The following is a 14,951-nucleotide window of genomic DNA, read 5'->3' as shown; positions in this document are numbered from 1 at the left end:
GTGAGGGACATGGCCGCGAGAACCGCGGTCGTGTTCACCGCTCGAAGAATCGGGGAGAGAAGAACCATGAACGGCCTCTATCGTCCGCGTCGCGACCGCGTCATCGCGGGTGTCTGCGCCGGTCTCGCGCGCCGGTTCGGCATGACCCCGTGGACCGTCCGGATCCTGTTCCTGCTCTCGTGCCTGCTGCCCGGGCCGCAGTTCGTCGTCTACCTGGTCCTCTGGGCCATGATGCCGAACGAGGAGCGCCACATGGCCGGCGCCCGCTAACTCAAGATCAACGATTGTGCTCGACCGGGGCCGCCCAGGGGTGTTAGATCGGGGCACCACCATTCCCGTGGGGAGGAGCCGCGGTGCCTGACGAGGCTCCGGGTCCCGGCCGTCCGGGCCAGGCCCTGGACGAAGCCGCCGCGCGGGAGGCAGACCACGCGGCGCGACTGCTCGGGTACCTGCGCGACCTGGCGCGGGCCCGGCGGCGCCCCTCGCGCGACCTCGCCGACCACGAGCACGTCCACTGGCTGGCCGGCCTGCCCGGCGACGTCTACGTGGAGGCCGACGCCGGGCCCGGCGAGGTGCTGTTCAGCGTCCCGGTCATCCCGCTGACGCCGCCGGTCGTGCTGGAGGAGTTCGACGGCTGGCTCGGCCTCCGCAACTGGTACCGCATCCTGCGCGACCTGTCCGGCGAGGAGGCGGTCCTCGCCACGGGCCTGCTGTCGTGGCGGCCCGCCGTCCACGACCATCTGCTGAGCACGCCCGTCCGGATCGTCCTGGACGAGCGGACCGAGCGCGTCGACGTCGTCCTCGCCGGGCACACCACCCTGCGCGACCGGGAACTGCTGTCCGGGCACCCCGGCTTCCGGCCCGCGGACTGGATCGCCGACGCCGTGCAGGCCGGGCAGGGCTTCGGGCTCAACGCCTCCGTCGGCGACGTCCTGCGCAAGTGGTGCCAGGTCGCGCTGACGAGCCCCGCCGACTACCGCGAGGACTGGACGCCCGACGCCGACGCCGCCTCGCCCGTCCCCCGACTGCGCCTCGCGCCCGCCCTCGTCGTCCGCCCGGCGGGCCGCGAGGCCGTCGCCGACCACCACGCCAAGCTGCTGAGCCTGCTGCCGCGCGGCGTCCCCGAGGGGGTCGCGCGGTTCGTCTCGCCGACGCTGAAACCGCAGGTCATGCACATACCGGAGCGGGCGCCGGAGACCGTCCCGGACCTGCTCGCCGGGCTGCTCGCGCGGGGCCGCCGGGTGCTCGTCGCCACCTCCGGCCCGGCCGCGTCCGCCGCGCTGCGCAGCGCGCTCCCGCCCGGCCTCGCCGCCCTCACCGCCACCGACGCCGCCATGGCGGCCCGCGTGGCGGACGCGATCCGCGCCGCGGGCGACCCCGGCCTCGACGCCCTCGCCGAGCGGGAGGAGGCCGCCGCCCGGCGGGTCGCCGAGATCACCGAGCGCCTGCGCGGCGGCGAGCCGGCGGAGCCCCCGCCCGACCTGCGCGGCGAGGAGCCCGAGCTGTCGTGGATGCCGGTCCGGCCCGACCTGCCGCCGGGCCCGCCGATCTCCCGGTCAGAGGCCGCCGAGCTGGTCGTCCTCCTCGCGGAGGAGACCGCCGAACGCAAGGCCCGCACCGAGCAGCGGGACGTCGACCCGGGCGCGCTGCCGAGCGCCGCCTACGTCCGCACCCTGATCGAGGCGGAGGCCGCCGCCGCCGAGCGCGCCGAACGGTCCCGGACCGAGCTGTCGCAGCTCCTGCGCGACAGCGACGTCACCCTTCTCGCCCGCCTCGACGGGGACGCCTCCGTCGTCGGCGCCGCGCTCCGCGACCTCGGCCTGGAGGGCCACCCGGGCGGCTGGAGCCCCTCCGACCTCGCGGTGCGCGCCCTCGGCGACGCCCTCGCCGAGCGGCGGCCCCTCATCTGGGCCCGCGTGGTGGAGATGACGTCCCGCGCGCAGTGGGCCGAGCACGCCCTCGGCGAGCTGAGCGGCCACCGCGTCGAGCTGCCTTCCGACGCCGACCTGCGCGGCCTCGCCGCCGCCGCCCAGGACCTGCGCGCCTACCTGGCCGACGGCGGCGCCCTCAAGCGCGGTCCGCTGCGGTCGGGGGCCCAGCGCCAGGCCGAGCCACTCCTCGCCACGGTGAAGGTGGACGGCGCGGCGCCGACCACGCCGGAGCTGCTCGACATCGTCCACACCGACCTCATGGTGCGGATCACCTGCCGGGAGCTGCAGTACGTGTGGGAGGCCGCGGGCATCTCCTTCCCCGCCGACCTGCCGCCCGACGAGCGCGTCGCCCGCTTCGTCCGCGCGCACGCGCGGCTCGCCCGCGTCCGCGACGCGATGACCGCCCTGGACTCGACGCGGCGGCTCCTCGAACGCTCCGGCTTCCGCGTGCCGCTCGTCCATCCGATCCAGTGGCACGACTACGCCGCGGCCCTGCGCAACGCCCTCGAAGGGCTCGGCGTCGGCCGCGCCACCGCCGACCTGGACGCCCTCCGCGACTCGATCGGCCCCGCCGACGGCGACGACCCGCCCGAGCTGCGCGCCGCGCTCGCCGCCGTCGACGCCCGCGACGCCGCCGCCTACGGCCGCGCCCTCGGCGCCCTCGCCGAGGCCCGGCACGAGCGCTCCCGGCAGATCCGGTCCGAGGAGCTGGTCGCCCGCGTCCGCGCCGTCCACCCCGACCTCGCCAACCTCATGGTCGCCACCGACGGCGACGAGGTCTGGCACGCCCGCGCCCGCCGCTGGGACGACGCCTGGACGTGGGCCCGCCGCCGCGCCGCCTCCACCGGCCCCGCCGCCGCGGACCGCCTCCGCGACGCCCTCGCCGAGGCCGAGGACGCCCTGCGCAAGGCCCGCGCCGACCTCACGGCCGCCCGCGCCGCCGCGTCCGCCCTCGCCCGCTCCGGACCCGACATCGTGCCCGCGTGGATCCTCCCGCTGTGGCGCGTCCCGGACGTCCTCCCGCCCGCCCCCGACGGCTTCGACGTCGTCATCGTCGACGGCGAGCACGAGGCAGGCGCCGAGGCGCTCTTCGTCCTGTGGCACGCGCCCCGGACCATCCTCGTCGGCCCGTCCGGCCCCGAGCTCCCGCCCCCCGAGGGTCCGCCGCCGAGCCCCCGCCTCCCGTCCGACCTGCACGACGTGATCACCCCCACCACCCCGCTCTTCACCGCCCTCACCACTCCCCGCACCCCGCCGTCGCCCGCCGCGCACCCCCTGTTCGAGCGCCCGGACGCGACCCAGCGGGACATTCCGATCCAGCCCCCGAGCCCCGCCTCGGAGCTGCCTGCGCGCAAGGAGGCAGACCCGCGAGCTCGTGATCCCCGCGCGGGGCAGCGGCCGGACGTGACGCAACAAGACCTCCGTCCCCGGCCGCCCGCGGCTCCGCGTAAGGAAGCCGAAACGAGACCCCGCGATCCGCGCCCGCTGGAACGGCCGAAAGAGCCGCGCCAGGAGGAACCGCGCGGCGACGTGCGCGGTCGGGCACCCGCGCGCCCGCAGGGGACCGCCTCCGGACCGGGAGCACGTGAGGACCGTGGCCCGCGTGCGGGGGAGCGGCCGGACGTGACGCAGCAGGACGTGCGGGCCCGGCCGCCCGCGCGTCCTGGCGCGGGTGCGCCCGGGCAGGGCGTCCCGCCCCGGCGCCTGGACGCGGCGCGGCGGGAGCCGCAGGGCACGGAGCAGCAGGGGCAGGGCGAGGCGCCGCCCCGCCCGGGCGGGCGCGGCGGCGGCCTCCCGCCTCGGCGGCTGGACGCCATGAGGCGGGACGAGCCCGCCCAGGAGGCGGGCGTCCAGGCCACGGGCCCCAACCCGCGCGTCCCGGAGCCCGAGCACGCTCCGCCTCCCGGCCGGACGGACATCCCGGCGATCTGGGGTAACCCCGGCCCGCTACCGGACCCGAAGCCGACCCGGCGATCACCGCCTCAACAACCACAACCTCGCCCGCAGCCGGAACCCCCGCCACGGACACGACCCCCGCAGCAGGCGCAGTCTCGTCCGCAGTCGGAGACCCCGCCACGGACGGAACCCGCGCGCCGGCAAGGCCCGCAGCAGGGGCGGCCTCGTCCGCAGGCGGGATCTCCGGCGCGCGCGGAAGGGGCGTCGCAGGGGCGGGCGAGTGGGGCATCGGGTGGGCAGGCGAAGGTCCGGCGGGGGCGGTCGATCGCGTCCTACAAGCGGCCCGAGCTGGTCGAGATCGTCGGGCACGTCGCCGAGCGCGAACCGGATCTCACCGACGACCAGATCGTCGAGCTGGTCACGCGGCTCCTCGGATGCCCTGAGGACGAGGCGCTGCTCGTCGGGGCGCGCCTGCGGTACGCGGTGGAGGCGTACCGGGAGGGCACCCGGTAGCGGTCACCGGCTCGCCCGGCGGCGGGCGCGGTGGGCGGCGACGGTCGTGCGGCTGGCGCAGGCGTTGGAGCAGAACCGGCGGCTGCGGTTGCGGGATTCGTCCACGTAGAAGCGGGCGCAGCCGTCCGCGCGGCACCGGCCCACGGTGACGTCCGGGTCCCCGCACACGACGTGGGCGAGGGCGGCGGCGCAACTGCGGCCGAGCCACTGGACGCCGTCTTCCCCGTCGCGGGCGAAGTGCAGGTGCGGGCCGTCCCCGTCGTGCGCGGCGACGTGCATCGCGGGCGGGTGGCGGTCCAGGAGCAGGTTGACCGGGAGGGGCGGCCCGCCGTCGGCGACGGCCGCGACCGCGTCGCGCAGGGCCGGAAGGAGGTCTCCCAGGTCGTCCGGTTCCGCCACGTGGTGCTGCTGGAAGAACTCCCGCCGCAGCTCGCTCGGCTCGTCCCCGTTGACCAGTTCGACCGCGAGCCGGGTCAGGTTGCCGATGTAGGCAACATAGCGCACGTGACCACCTACCTTCCCGATCCCATGATAGGAGCATGGCGAAGGGTCCGGTGTCGCCGCCGACGCCACCCGATCCTGCGCCGCACGCGGTGAGCCCGCCGGGCCTCCGACGACGGCACAGACCACCGCGAGTACGGGCCCGTCCACGGGGGCACTCCGGCCGGTGAGTTCGGGACGATCGATCTCGACCAGGCGCCGGGCTGGGCCGTGTACGGGCACCACAACGACATCCTCACCTTTGTCGCTCCCGAAGAGGCCGGGGACGACGCGCCCGATCTGGCCGGGGGACTTCTCGGACGTTCCAAGCGCGATCAGGACGGCCGGGAACTCGTGGTCGTGCATGTGGAGGACAAGCGCATCCGGTGAACGGGGCGTGTGTCAGAGGATGTCTGTACAAATGTGTGCGTGACGGAATGGGGCGAGGCGGCGTTGGCGCGGTTGCGGGCGGACGCGCACCGGGGGCTCGGGGACGCCGGCCTGCTCCAGGGGCGTCCGCTGACCCCGGTGCTCCAGTACGCCGGGGACGTGCTCGTCGCCGGCCTGGCGCGGGGCCGTGACGTGCGGCCGCTCGCCCTGGCGTGCCTGGACGGGCTGGACGAGCGCGGTCTGCCCGGCGACGCGGAGCTGGCGGACGAGCTCGCCGCCGCCCTCGGGGTGCGGGCGCCGACCGGGCTGGCTCCGCTGCCCGTCGATCTGGGGGCGGTGGCCGCGGCGATGGAGGACGGGTTCCAGGTGCTCGATCCCGAGCGCGGGGACGTGCTCCCGGCCGACGAGGCGGAGGGGCTGCCGGTCCCGCCGGGCGACCTGCCCGAGGGGGAGGACGCCCGGCGGGGAGCGGCGCGTGCGTGGCTCGCGGGGCAGGGGTTCCGGCCCGTTCCGCGGAGCCTCTAGGAGCCGGGGCGCACCAGCGGGAACGGGATCGTCTCGCGGATGCTGCGGCCCGTCAGCGTGATCAGCAGCCGGTCGACGCCCATGCCCATGCCCCCGGCGGGCGGCATCGCGTACTCCAGGGCGCGCAGGAAGTCCTCGTCCAGCTCCATGGCCTCCGGGTCGCCGCCCGCGGCCTGGAGCGACTGCTCGGTCAGCCGCTGCCGCTGGAGGATGGGGTCGATCAGCTCGGAGTAGGCGGTGCCGAGTTCGAGGCCGAAGATGATGAGGTCCCACTTCTCGGCCAGGCGCGGGTCGTCGCGGTGCGGGCGGGTCAGCGGGGACGTCTCGGCCGGGTAGTCGCGGACGAACGTCGGCGCCGCCAGCTTCTCCTCCACGAGCGCCTCGAACAGTTCCTGGACGACCTTGCCCTGCCCCCACTGCGGGTCGACGTTCAGCCCCGTCCGCTCGGCGAACGACCGGACCCGTTCCGGCGAGGTGCCCGGGGTGATCTCCTCGCCGAGCGCCTTGGACACCGACTCGTAGACGGTGATCTCCTCCCACGGCTCGGCGAGGTCGTGCTCGACGCCGTCCCGGACGACGACGGTGGTGCCGAGGGCGGCGCGGGCCGCGTCCACGACGAGGGAGCGGGTCAGCTCGGCCATGGTGTCGTAGTCGCCGTAGGGCTCGTAGGCCTCCAGCATCGTGAACTCGGGGTTGTGCCGCTGCGAGACGCCTTCGTTGCGGAAGCTGCGGTTCAGCTCGAAGATGCGGCCGGCGCCGCCGACGAGGAGGCGCTTGAGGTAGAGCTCGGGCGCGATCCGCAGGTAGAGCTGCATGTTGTAGGCGTTGATGCGGGTGGTGAACGGGCGGGCGGTGGCGCCGCCGTGCACCGGCTGGAGCATCGGCGTCTCGACCTCCAGGTAGCCGCGGGCGCGCAGGCCGTCCCGGACGGCGGCGACGGCGTCGCCGCGCATCCGCAGCATCCGGCGGGACTCGTCGTTGACGATGAAGTCCACGTACCGCTGCCGGACGCGGGCCTCCGGGTCCGACAGCCCGGAGCTCTTGTTCGGCAGCGGGCGCAGGCACTTGGCGGCGAGCGTCCAGGAGGACGCGAGCACCGAGAGCTCCCCGCGCCGGGACGTGACGACCTCGCCCCGCACGCCGACCTGGTCGCCGAGGTCGATGAGCGACTTCCAGCGGCGCAGCGAGTCCTCGCCGAGAGCGTCGGCGGTCAGCATGACCTGGAGGTCGCCGGTCTCGTCCCGCAGCGTCACGAAGATCAGGCGGCCGTGCTCGCGGGCGAGGACGACGCGCCCCGCGATCGCGACGGCGTCGCCGGTGCGGGTGTCGGGGGCGAGGCCCGGGTGCCGCGCCCGGATGCCGGAGGCGGCGTCGGTGCGCTCGCAGCCGCGCGCGTACGGCTCCATCCCGGCGGCGCGGATCTGGTCGAGCTTGGCGTGCCGGACCCGCTCCTGCTCCGACAGCCGGCGCTGCGGGGCGCGGGCCGCCTCCGCGGCCTCCTCGATCTCCTTGATCTTGTCCACGAGGTCGTCGGCCGGGACCATCGCGGCGGCCCGGTCCAGTTTCGGGCGGTTCAGGCTCGGCAGGAACCCCTCGGCGCGCGCGTAGGCGAGGCCCAGCCGGACGAGGTGCCGCCCGTGCTGGTAGCAGATGAAGCGGGGACGCCAGTCGGGCATGTACTTGGCGTTCGACAGGTACAGCGACTCCAGCTGCCAGAACTTCGACGCGAACGACAGGAACCGGTAGTAGAGCCGGGCGACGGGGCCCGCGCCGATCTGGGAGCCGCGCTCGAACGCCGAGCGCAGCATGGCGAAGTTCAGCGACAGCTGCTGGGCGCCGACCGCGGCGGCCTTCTCGGCGAGCTTGGCGACCATGTACTCGTTGAGGCCGTTCTCGGCGAGCCGGTCGCGGCGCATCAGGTCGAGCGACAGCCCGGCCCGCCCCCAGGGGACGAAGCTGAGCAGGCCGCGCAGCTCCCCGTGCGCGTCGAACGCCTCGACCATGACGCAGCGCCCGTCGGTCGGGTCGCCGAGCCGGCCGAGCGCCATGGAGAAGCCGCGCTCGGTCTCCTCGCCGCGCCAGGCGTCGGCGCTGCGGATGAGCTTGGCCATCTCCCAGCCGGGGATCTGCGAGTGGCGGCGGATCCGCACGGTGTACCCGGCCCGCTCGACCCGCCGGACGGCCTGGCGGACTTGCCGCATCTCCCGTCCGTCCAGGTTGAAGTCGGTCAGGTCGACGATGGCCTCGTCGCCGAGCTCCAGCGCGTCGAAGCCGTGCCGCCTGTAGACGCGGGCGGCGCGCTTGCCGACGCTGACCGCGCCGGGGATCCAGGCGTGCGCGCGGCACTCGCCGAGCCACGCCTCGATCGCCTGGTCCCACGACTCGGGGTCGCCGAGAGGGTCGCCGCTGGCCAGCGAGACCGAACCCTCCACCCGGTAGGCGATGGCCGCCTTACCGTTCGGTGCGACGATGACGTCCTTGTCGCGGCGCAGCGCGAAGTAGCCGAGGGAGTCCTGGTCGCCGTACTCGGCGAGCAGGGCGCGCGCCGCCAGCTCCTCCTGGGGGCTGAGGACGGGGTCGCGCCGGCCCGGCCTGAACAGCGCCCAGAAGGTGGCGATCATCAGTCCGGTGCCGAGCACCCACAGGATCACGTTCACCCAGAACGGCACCGACACGTCGATCGGCTTGCCGGTGACGCGCGGCCCGAGGACGGTCTGGGAGACCGCGTAGAGCGGGTGCGTCCAGAAGTCGCCGCGGGAGTTGCGGTCGGTCAGGGTGACCAGGAACGTCCCGATCCCGCAGGTCACGATCAGGAGGCTGGTGAACACGACGGTGGCCAGGCGCCGGTTGGCCCGGTCGGGCAGGGTGGTGAACTGGCCGCGCGCGCAGATCAGCAGGCCGAGCACCGCCAGGTACACGGCGGCGGTGACGATCAGACCGACGGGGGTGGGCTTGTCCGGGTTGAACAGCGTCGTCAGGACGGCGGTGACGCCGAGCGCGGTGGGCAGGCAGAAGATCAGGACGAGGATCCGCCACGCGGCCTTCTTGCGCCGCCGGACGCCCATCGACAGCAGGATCCACAGCAGGCCGATCGGGACGCTCGGGAACCAGCCGAGATAGCCGATCCATCGCAACGCCCAGATATCGGCTATCTCAAGGATGAGACCATAGGAGACCCATGCGAGCAGCGACAGGATCCCGGAGAGTCGGGTGTACCAGAAGAAGATCGTCGGCGCGGCCTGGATCAGCCGCCCCCACTCGCCCCGCAGGCCGCGCTGCTGGCCCTGCTCGGTCATGGTCCCCTTCCTACCGGGTCGCACGTCGGCCACGCCTCCGCTTCCGCGCACCCGGCCGGCGGCGAACCGCGTGGTGATCTCGGACGTCGTACGGGTAGGGGGAAGTGGCTTGCACTCTCAGTCCAAGGTTGTCAGCAAAAGTCGATATGGTCGCGGATATGCCAAATGAACCCGCCGGTGAGCGGTTGCTCGCTCGCCGCTACCGCCTGGTGACCCAGGTCGGCCGAGGCGGCATGGGGACGGTCTGGCAGGCGCACGATGAGGTCCTCGGTCGTGACGTTGCGGTGAAGGAGGTCATCCTCCCGCATGGTCTCACCGATGAGGAACGCGCCGTGCACCACAAGCGCACGTTCCGTGAGGCCCGCACCGCGGCCAGGCTCAGCCACCCCGGCGTCGTCGCCGTCTACGACGTCGTCGAGGAGGACGACCGCCCCTGGATCATCATGGAGCTCATCAGGGCGCGCTCCCTGGACCAGGTGATCAAGCAGGACGGGCCGATGGAGCCGCGCCGCGCCGCGGAGATCGCCCGGCAGATGCTCGCCGCGCTGCACGCCGCGCACGAGGCCGGGGTGCTGCACCGCGACGTCAAGCCGAGCAACGTGCTGATCACCGGCACGGGCCGGATGGGCGAGCGCGCCGTGCTCACCGACTTCGGCATCGCGACCGCCTCGGGCGACGCCACCCTCACCCAGACCGGGCTCGTCATGGGCTCGCCCGCCTACATCGCGCCGGAGCGGGCCCGCGGCCGCGTCGCCGGACCGGCCTCCGACCTGTGGTCGCTGGGCGTCACCCTGTACGCGATGCTGCACGGCAAGTCGCCGTTCGAGCGCCCCGAGCCGATGGCCGCGCTGGTCGCGGTGATCTCCGATGAGCCCGACCCGCCGGAGAAGGGCGGCCGGCTCGTCCCGGTCATCGAGGGCCTGCTGCGCAAGAACCCCGACCAGCGGATGGACGCGATCGAGGCCGGCCGCATGCTGGACGAGATCGTCCGGCAGGAGACCGTCGACACCCAGCGGACGATGGCCGTCGAGTACCCGGCCGCGGAGGCGCCGGGCACGCAGACGACCATCCCGGAGGCGCCCGGCGAGGCGCTCCGCCCGGCGGACGCCGGCGCCCGCCCCGACCAGCTCACCAGCTTCGACCTGCCGAGGGGGGCGCCGAGCGCGCCCGAGACCGCGAACCCGGCCGAGACCGCGCCCGACCCCGACCGGGTCCGCTCGTGGCGGCCGGGCCCCCGCACGCAGCCAGCCGGAAGGGTGACGACTCCGGGCGAGGGACCCGCGCCCGGGCCGGACACCCACTTCCCGCCGACCACCCACCACCCGGTCGCCGGGCGTCCCGCGCTCGCGTCCAACCGCAACGTGCTGATCATCGCGGGGGTGGTGCTGCTCGTCATCCTGGTCGTCGTGGGGATCGCGCTGGCCGGCAATGGCGGAGACGACGACGCGAAGGGGCAGAAGAAGGGCGCCTCGACGCCGCCGGCCACGGGGAAGGCATCCTCGTCCTCCCCGGTCAAGTCCACGAACCCGAGCCCGGCCCTCCCCGCCGGGTTCAGGACGCACAAGGACCGCAGCGGCTACTCCGTTCCCGTCCCGGACGACTGGAAGGGACCCGAGCGCAAGAACGGCGGCGACTTCTTCTACGCGCCCGGCCGCAAGACCTACATCCAGATCGACCAGACCGACGACCCGGGCGCCAGCGCGATCGACGACTGGCGGCGCCAGGAGCGGGGCGGCTCCGGCTGGCCCGGCTACCGGAAGCTCAGGATCGCGGCGACCGGGGACCACCCGCCGGTGCCCGACACCGGGAACGGCGACAAGTCGGCGGACTGGGAGTTCACCTACGACGGCGACGGAGGCCGGGTGCACATCCTCAACCGAGGGTTCGTGACGAAGGGGCACGGCTACGCGATCCTGCTGCGGGCCCCCGCCGGCGACTGGGACGAGGTGTACTCCGAACTCCAGCCGGTCTACCGGTTCTTCAAGCCCGCGGACGCCTGATGGAAGGGCGGCTGCTGGCCGGTCGGTACCGGCTCGAATCCGTCGTCGGGCGCGGCGGCATGGGCACCGTGTGGCGCGCCACCGACGAGACCCTCGACCGCGAGGTCGCGGTCAAGGAGGTCGTGCTGCCCGCGGGCCTGAGCGATGAGGAGCGCGAGAACCGGCACCGCCGGACGCTGCGCGAGGCCCGCGCCTCGGCAAGGCTGAACCACCCCGGCGTCGTGACCGTACACGACGTCGTGGACGAGGACGGCCGGCCGTGGATCGTCATGGAGCTGGTGCGGGCCCGCTCCCTCCAGGAGGTCGTGGAGGAGGACGGCCCGCTGCCGCCCGGACGGGTCGCGACGATCGGCGCGCAGATCGCGGGCGCGCTGCGGGCGGCGCACGCGATCGGCGTCCTGCACCGCGACGTCAAGCCGGCGAACGTGCTGGTCACCGGCGACGACCGGGCGGTGCTCACCGACTTCGGCATCGCGCAGGTGGCGGGCGACGCCACCCTCACCGGCACCGGACTGATCATGGGGTCGCCCGCGTACATGTCGCCCGAGCGGGTGAACGGCGACCCGGCGATCCCCGCGTCCGACCTGTGGGCGCTCGGCGCCACCCTGTACGCGGCGACGGAGGGCAGGGCGCCGCACCACCGCAGCGACGCGATGGCGGTCCTCGCCGCCGTGATGACGCAGGACGTCCCGCCGCCGAAGAACGCGGGGCCGCTGGCGCCCGTCCTCACCGGGCTGCTGGAACGCGACCCGGTGCGGCGGATGACCGGGGACCGGGCCGAGGAGGCGCTCAGGGCCGTCGCCTCCGGGCACGCCGCGGACGCGGCCGCCGCGCAGATCGCCGCCAACGAGGCGACGGCCGCGGCCGCCGGCGCCACCTGGACCGCGACGCTCCCGTCCGGCCCTTCGCCCGCGCCGGCGCGGTCGCACGCGCACGCGTCCATTCCGGTGCCCGTCCCGCCCGAGACGACGGAGCACTATCCGCCGGGAACGGGCACGCAGTGGACGCAGGGGCTCCCGTCCGCCGCGCCGGCGCGGCGGAAGTCCCCGGTCCTGCCGGTCCTCGCCGGCGTCGTCGTGGCGGCGGCGGTCCTGGCGGTCGCCGGGTACGCCCTCTGGCCGAAGGGCTCCGCGGCCGGCGGGCCGGGCGCGTCGCAGCCGCCGCAGGCCGCCGGGCAGACGACGCCGGTCACGCAGACCACCCCGACAGCCTCCTCGGACGACCCCGCGCCCACGCCGGGTCCGAGCGGGCAACGGCTGCCCGACGGGCTCGTCCGCGCGAGCGGGCCCGGCTACACGATCGCGGTGCCGCGCGGGTGGCGGCGCTCGGTGCAGGGCAACAGCGTCGTCTGGACCGACCCCGCATCCAGCGCCTACGTGCAGGTCGACCGGACGGTCTGGTCCGGCGACCCCTACGAGCACTGGGTCACCTGGGAGCGGGAGGCGATCGCCGACGGCAAGCTCCAGGGCTTCCAGCGGATCGGAGAGATCACCCGCACGACCGTCGCCGGGCGGCCCGCGGCCGACATCGAGTTCACCTGGTCCCGCTCGGGCGGCACGCGCGCGAAGGACCGCGGCGTGATGGTGGACGGCCGGCCCTTCGCCGTGGTGGTGGCGGTACCCACCTCCCAGTGGAACGAGAACGAGACACTCGTGAACAATGTGCTCGACACGTTCCAGCCCTCCGGGGTGGGATGACCAGTGGGGGGACCTTCTAGAGATGGCACAGGCACGTCTGCTCGGTAACCGCTACCGGCTCGACTCGGTGGTCGGCCGCGGCGGCATGGGCACCGTGTGGCGCGCCTTCGACACCATGCTGGACCGCGAGGTCGCGGTGAAGGAGGTCGTGCTCCCGCCCGGGCTGAGCGACGCGGAGCGCGCCGTCCTGTACGAGCGGACGTTCCGAGAGGCCCGCGCGTCGGCGCGGCTGAACCACCCCGGGGTGGTGACCGTCCACGACGTCGTCGAGGAGTCGGACCGGCCCTGGATCGTGATGGAGCTGGTCCTCGCCCCGTCGCTGCAGGACATCATCGAGCGCGGCCCGATGGAGCACCGCCGGGTCGCCGACATCGGGCTGCAGATGCTCGGCGCGCTCCAGCACGCCCACCAGAAGGGCATCCTGCACCGCGACGTCAAGCCCAGCAACGTGCTGGTCACCGACGCGGGGCGGGCCGTGCTCACCGACTTCGGCATCGCGCAGATGGAGGGCGACTCGACGCTCACCCAGACGGGCCTGGTGATGGGGTCGCCCGCCTACATCGCGCCGGAGCGGGTGCAGGGCGAGCGCGCGGTCCCCGCCTCCGACCTGTGGGCGCTCGGCGCGACGCTGTACGCGGCCGTGGAGGGCCGCTCCCCCTACGAGCGGTCGGACGCGATGTCGTCGCTGCAGGCCGCGCTGACCGAGCCCGTGCCGCCCGCGCGGAACGCGGGGCCGCTCGGCCGGGTGCTGGAGGGGCTGCTCGCGCGCGAGCCGTTGCGCCGGATGACGGCGGCGCAGGCGCTGCCGCTGCTCACCCAGGTCGCGGCCATGCCGCCGCCGTCCCCGCCGCGGCCGCCGCCGGTGAACGAGACGATGACGGACGAGCCGTCCGCCCGCTACCTGCCCGGCGGCCGGTCCGAGAACGCCTCGGAGACCGTCCTGGACCCCGAGGACCTCGACCCGGTCACCCGCCGCGACGTGGGGAAGGGCGGCGAGCCCGACCCGGTGACCCGCCGCGATCCGGGCCGGTTCCAGGACCGCGGCGCCCCGAACCGCCCGCCGCCGCCCCCTCCCCGGCCGGATCCGGAGCCGCGGACGCTGGTGGGGACGGAGTGGGCGCCGCCCCCGTCCCAGCACCCGTCCGTGCGGCGACCGTCCGTGCACCCGTCCGTGCGGCAACCGCATCCGGGCCTTCCGCCGCAGACGCCTCCGCCATGGGAGCAGCCGCAGCAGTACGCGAACTGGCAGCAGCCTCCGCCGCCGCCCGTCCACGACGGGCCCGGCGGTGGCGGGGAGCGCCGCAAGACGGTGCTGGTCGTCACGATCGCGGTCGTCCTCGTCGTGGCGGCGGTGCTGCTGGGCGCGTTCATCCTGCGCGGCAGGCTGAGCACGGGCTCGCTGGGCGACGCGCCCGGTCGGCCGTCGGCGGCGAGCCCGCTGATCTGCGCACCGCCGGCGGTGACGGCGGGCTGCTCGGAGACCACGTCCGTCATCACCGGGTAGGGCGGCGTCAGGGGAAGCCTTCAGCCGCCCGCCGCCAGGGCGTCGAGCGCCGTCCGCAGATCGGCGACGTGGGCGTCGAGCTCGTCGGCGGGCTCGCCGGACCGCATCCGGGCGATGTCGGCCTCGATGCGGGCGACCCGCTGGTCGAGGGCCGTCAGGAGCCGGTCGCACCCCGCCGGGGTGGCCTCGCCCTCGCCCTCCTCCAGCGTCTGGCGCAGCAGCCGGGCCTGCTGCCGGAGCTGCTGGTTCCGCCGGTGCAGCTCCACGAACACCGACGTCTTCGCGCGCAGCAGCCACGGGTCGAACGGCTTGGTGAGGTAGTCGACGGCGCCCGCCGCGTAGCCGCGGAACGCCTGCTCGCCGGCGCCGCCGCCCGCGGTGAGGAAGATGATCGGGATGTCCCGGGTGCGCGGCCGGGCCTTGATGTGCTCGGCCGTCTCGAAGCCATCCATGTCCGGCATCACGACATCGAGCAGGATCAGCGCGAAGTCGTCGTTCAGCAGCTCTTTCAGGGCGGCCTGGCCGGAGGTGACCGGCACGACCTCGACCGGCAGCGCGTCGAGCACGGCCGCGAGGGCGGTGAGGTTCTCCTCGCGGTCGTCGACGGCCAGAATCCTCGCGTCGTGCGGCACCGGACTCCTCACGTCGGTGACGGCCTGTGCCGTCCACCCTGTCATGATCCTGCGGGCGGCAACAGTGAATCGCCGCTGGGTAAAGTT

General features: G+C 74.7%; 10 protein-coding genes. 7 read left to right on the top strand and 3 right to left on the bottom strand.

Annotated elements, in window-relative coordinates:
- Positions 1–9 precede the first annotated feature (9 nt).
- Together CHC11_RS04230 and CHC11_RS43275 are read left to right on the top strand one after the other, a co-directional pair.
- Positions 10–270: a PspC domain-containing protein gene (locus CHC11_RS04230; RefSeq protein ID WP_245918696.1), complete on the top strand. Its 261-nt coding sequence runs from the start codon at positions 10–12 to the stop codon at positions 268–270.
- A gap of 83 nt (positions 271–353) precedes the next feature.
- Entirely contained in the window at positions 354–4,340 is a 3,987-nt protein-coding gene (locus CHC11_RS43275) for a hypothetical protein (protein WP_089310186.1), read from the top strand.
- 3 nt (positions 4,341–4,343) lie between these two features.
- On the opposite strand, the gene CHC11_RS42390 is transcribed toward CHC11_RS43275, so the two are convergent.
- On the bottom strand, positions 4,344–4,844 hold the full coding sequence (locus tag CHC11_RS42390) for a CGNR zinc finger domain-containing protein (RefSeq protein WP_245918695.1): 501 nt from the start codon (positions 4,842–4,844) through the stop codon (positions 4,344–4,346).
- A gap of 207 nt (positions 4,845–5,051) precedes the next feature.
- On the opposite strand from CHC11_RS42390, the gene CHC11_RS41080 reads away from it, so the two are divergent.
- A complete protein-coding gene (locus CHC11_RS41080; RefSeq protein WP_179278667.1) occupies positions 5,052–5,210 on the top strand; it encodes a hypothetical protein in 159 nt (52 codons plus the stop codon).
- Positions 5,211–5,249: 39 nt separating this feature from the next.
- On the top strand, positions 5,250–5,735 hold the full coding sequence (locus CHC11_RS04215; RefSeq protein ID WP_089310185.1) for a hypothetical protein: 486 nt from the start codon (positions 5,250–5,252) through the stop codon (positions 5,733–5,735).
- On the opposite strand, the gene lysX is transcribed toward CHC11_RS04215, so the two are convergent.
- The gene (gene lysX, locus CHC11_RS04210; RefSeq protein WP_179278666.1) at positions 5,732–9,031 is read right to left on the bottom strand and encodes a bifunctional lysylphosphatidylglycerol synthetase/lysine--tRNA ligase LysX; all 3,300 of its coding nucleotides are present in this window, start codon (positions 9,029–9,031) and stop codon (positions 5,732–5,734) included. The genes CHC11_RS04215 and lysX overlap by 4 nt on opposite strands.
- Positions 9,032–9,189: 158 nt before the next feature.
- On the opposite strand from lysX, the gene CHC11_RS42385 reads away from it, so the two are divergent.
- From CHC11_RS42385 to CHC11_RS04195, 3 genes are read left to right on the top strand one after another with little or no spacing between them, the layout of a single operon-like run.
- Entirely contained in the window at positions 9,190–11,031 is a 1,842-nt protein-coding gene (locus CHC11_RS42385) for a serine/threonine-protein kinase (protein ID WP_245918694.1), read from the top strand.
- Positions 11,031–12,728 carry a serine/threonine-protein kinase gene (locus CHC11_RS04200; protein WP_143226911.1) on the top strand — a complete coding sequence of 566 codons (1,698 nt, stop codon included), beginning with the start codon at positions 11,031–11,033 and terminating at the stop codon, positions 12,726–12,728. Before CHC11_RS42385 ends, CHC11_RS04200 begins: the two co-directional genes overlap by 1 nt.
- Before the next feature lie 22 nt (positions 12,729–12,750).
- Positions 12,751–14,232 carry a serine/threonine-protein kinase gene (locus CHC11_RS04195; protein WP_089310184.1) on the top strand — a complete coding sequence of 494 codons (1,482 nt, stop codon included), beginning with the start codon at positions 12,751–12,753 and terminating at the stop codon, positions 14,230–14,232.
- Between the two features lie 20 nt (positions 14,233–14,252).
- Here CHC11_RS04195 and CHC11_RS04190 read toward each other — a convergent pair whose 3' ends face one another.
- Positions 14,253–14,864 carry a response regulator gene (locus CHC11_RS04190; protein ID WP_089310183.1) on the bottom strand — a complete coding sequence of 204 codons (612 nt, stop codon included), beginning with the start codon at positions 14,862–14,864 and terminating at the stop codon, positions 14,253–14,255.
- Between the last annotated feature and the right edge of the window lie 87 nt (positions 14,865–14,951).

Source organism: Actinomadura mexicana, assembly GCF_900188105.1.
Classification (GTDB): Bacteria; Actinomycetota; Actinomycetes; order Streptosporangiales; family Streptosporangiaceae; genus Spirillospora; species Spirillospora mexicana.
The sequence above is the reverse complement of the archived record's forward strand: the minus strand, read 5'-3'. Positions and strand labels throughout refer to the sequence as shown.

What these genes read in the sequence shown, in the direction of transcription:
- CHC11_RS04230 (WP_245918696.1), top strand. Translation starts at nt 10, where the DNA reads ATGGCCGCGAGAACCGCGGTCGTGTTCACCGCTCGAAGAATCGGGGAG.
- lysX (WP_179278666.1), bottom strand. Translation starts at nt 9,031, where the DNA reads ATGACCGAGCAGGGCCAGCAGCGCGGCCTGCGGGGCGAGTGGGGGCGG.
- CHC11_RS42385 (WP_245918694.1), top strand. Translation starts at nt 9,190, where the DNA reads ATGCCAAATGAACCCGCCGGTGAGCGGTTGCTCGCTCGCCGCTACCGC.
- CHC11_RS04200 (WP_143226911.1), top strand. Translation starts at nt 11,031, where the DNA reads ATGGAAGGGCGGCTGCTGGCCGGTCGGTACCGGCTCGAATCCGTCGTC.
- CHC11_RS04195 (WP_089310184.1), top strand. Translation starts at nt 12,751, where the DNA reads ATGGCACAGGCACGTCTGCTCGGTAACCGCTACCGGCTCGACTCGGTG.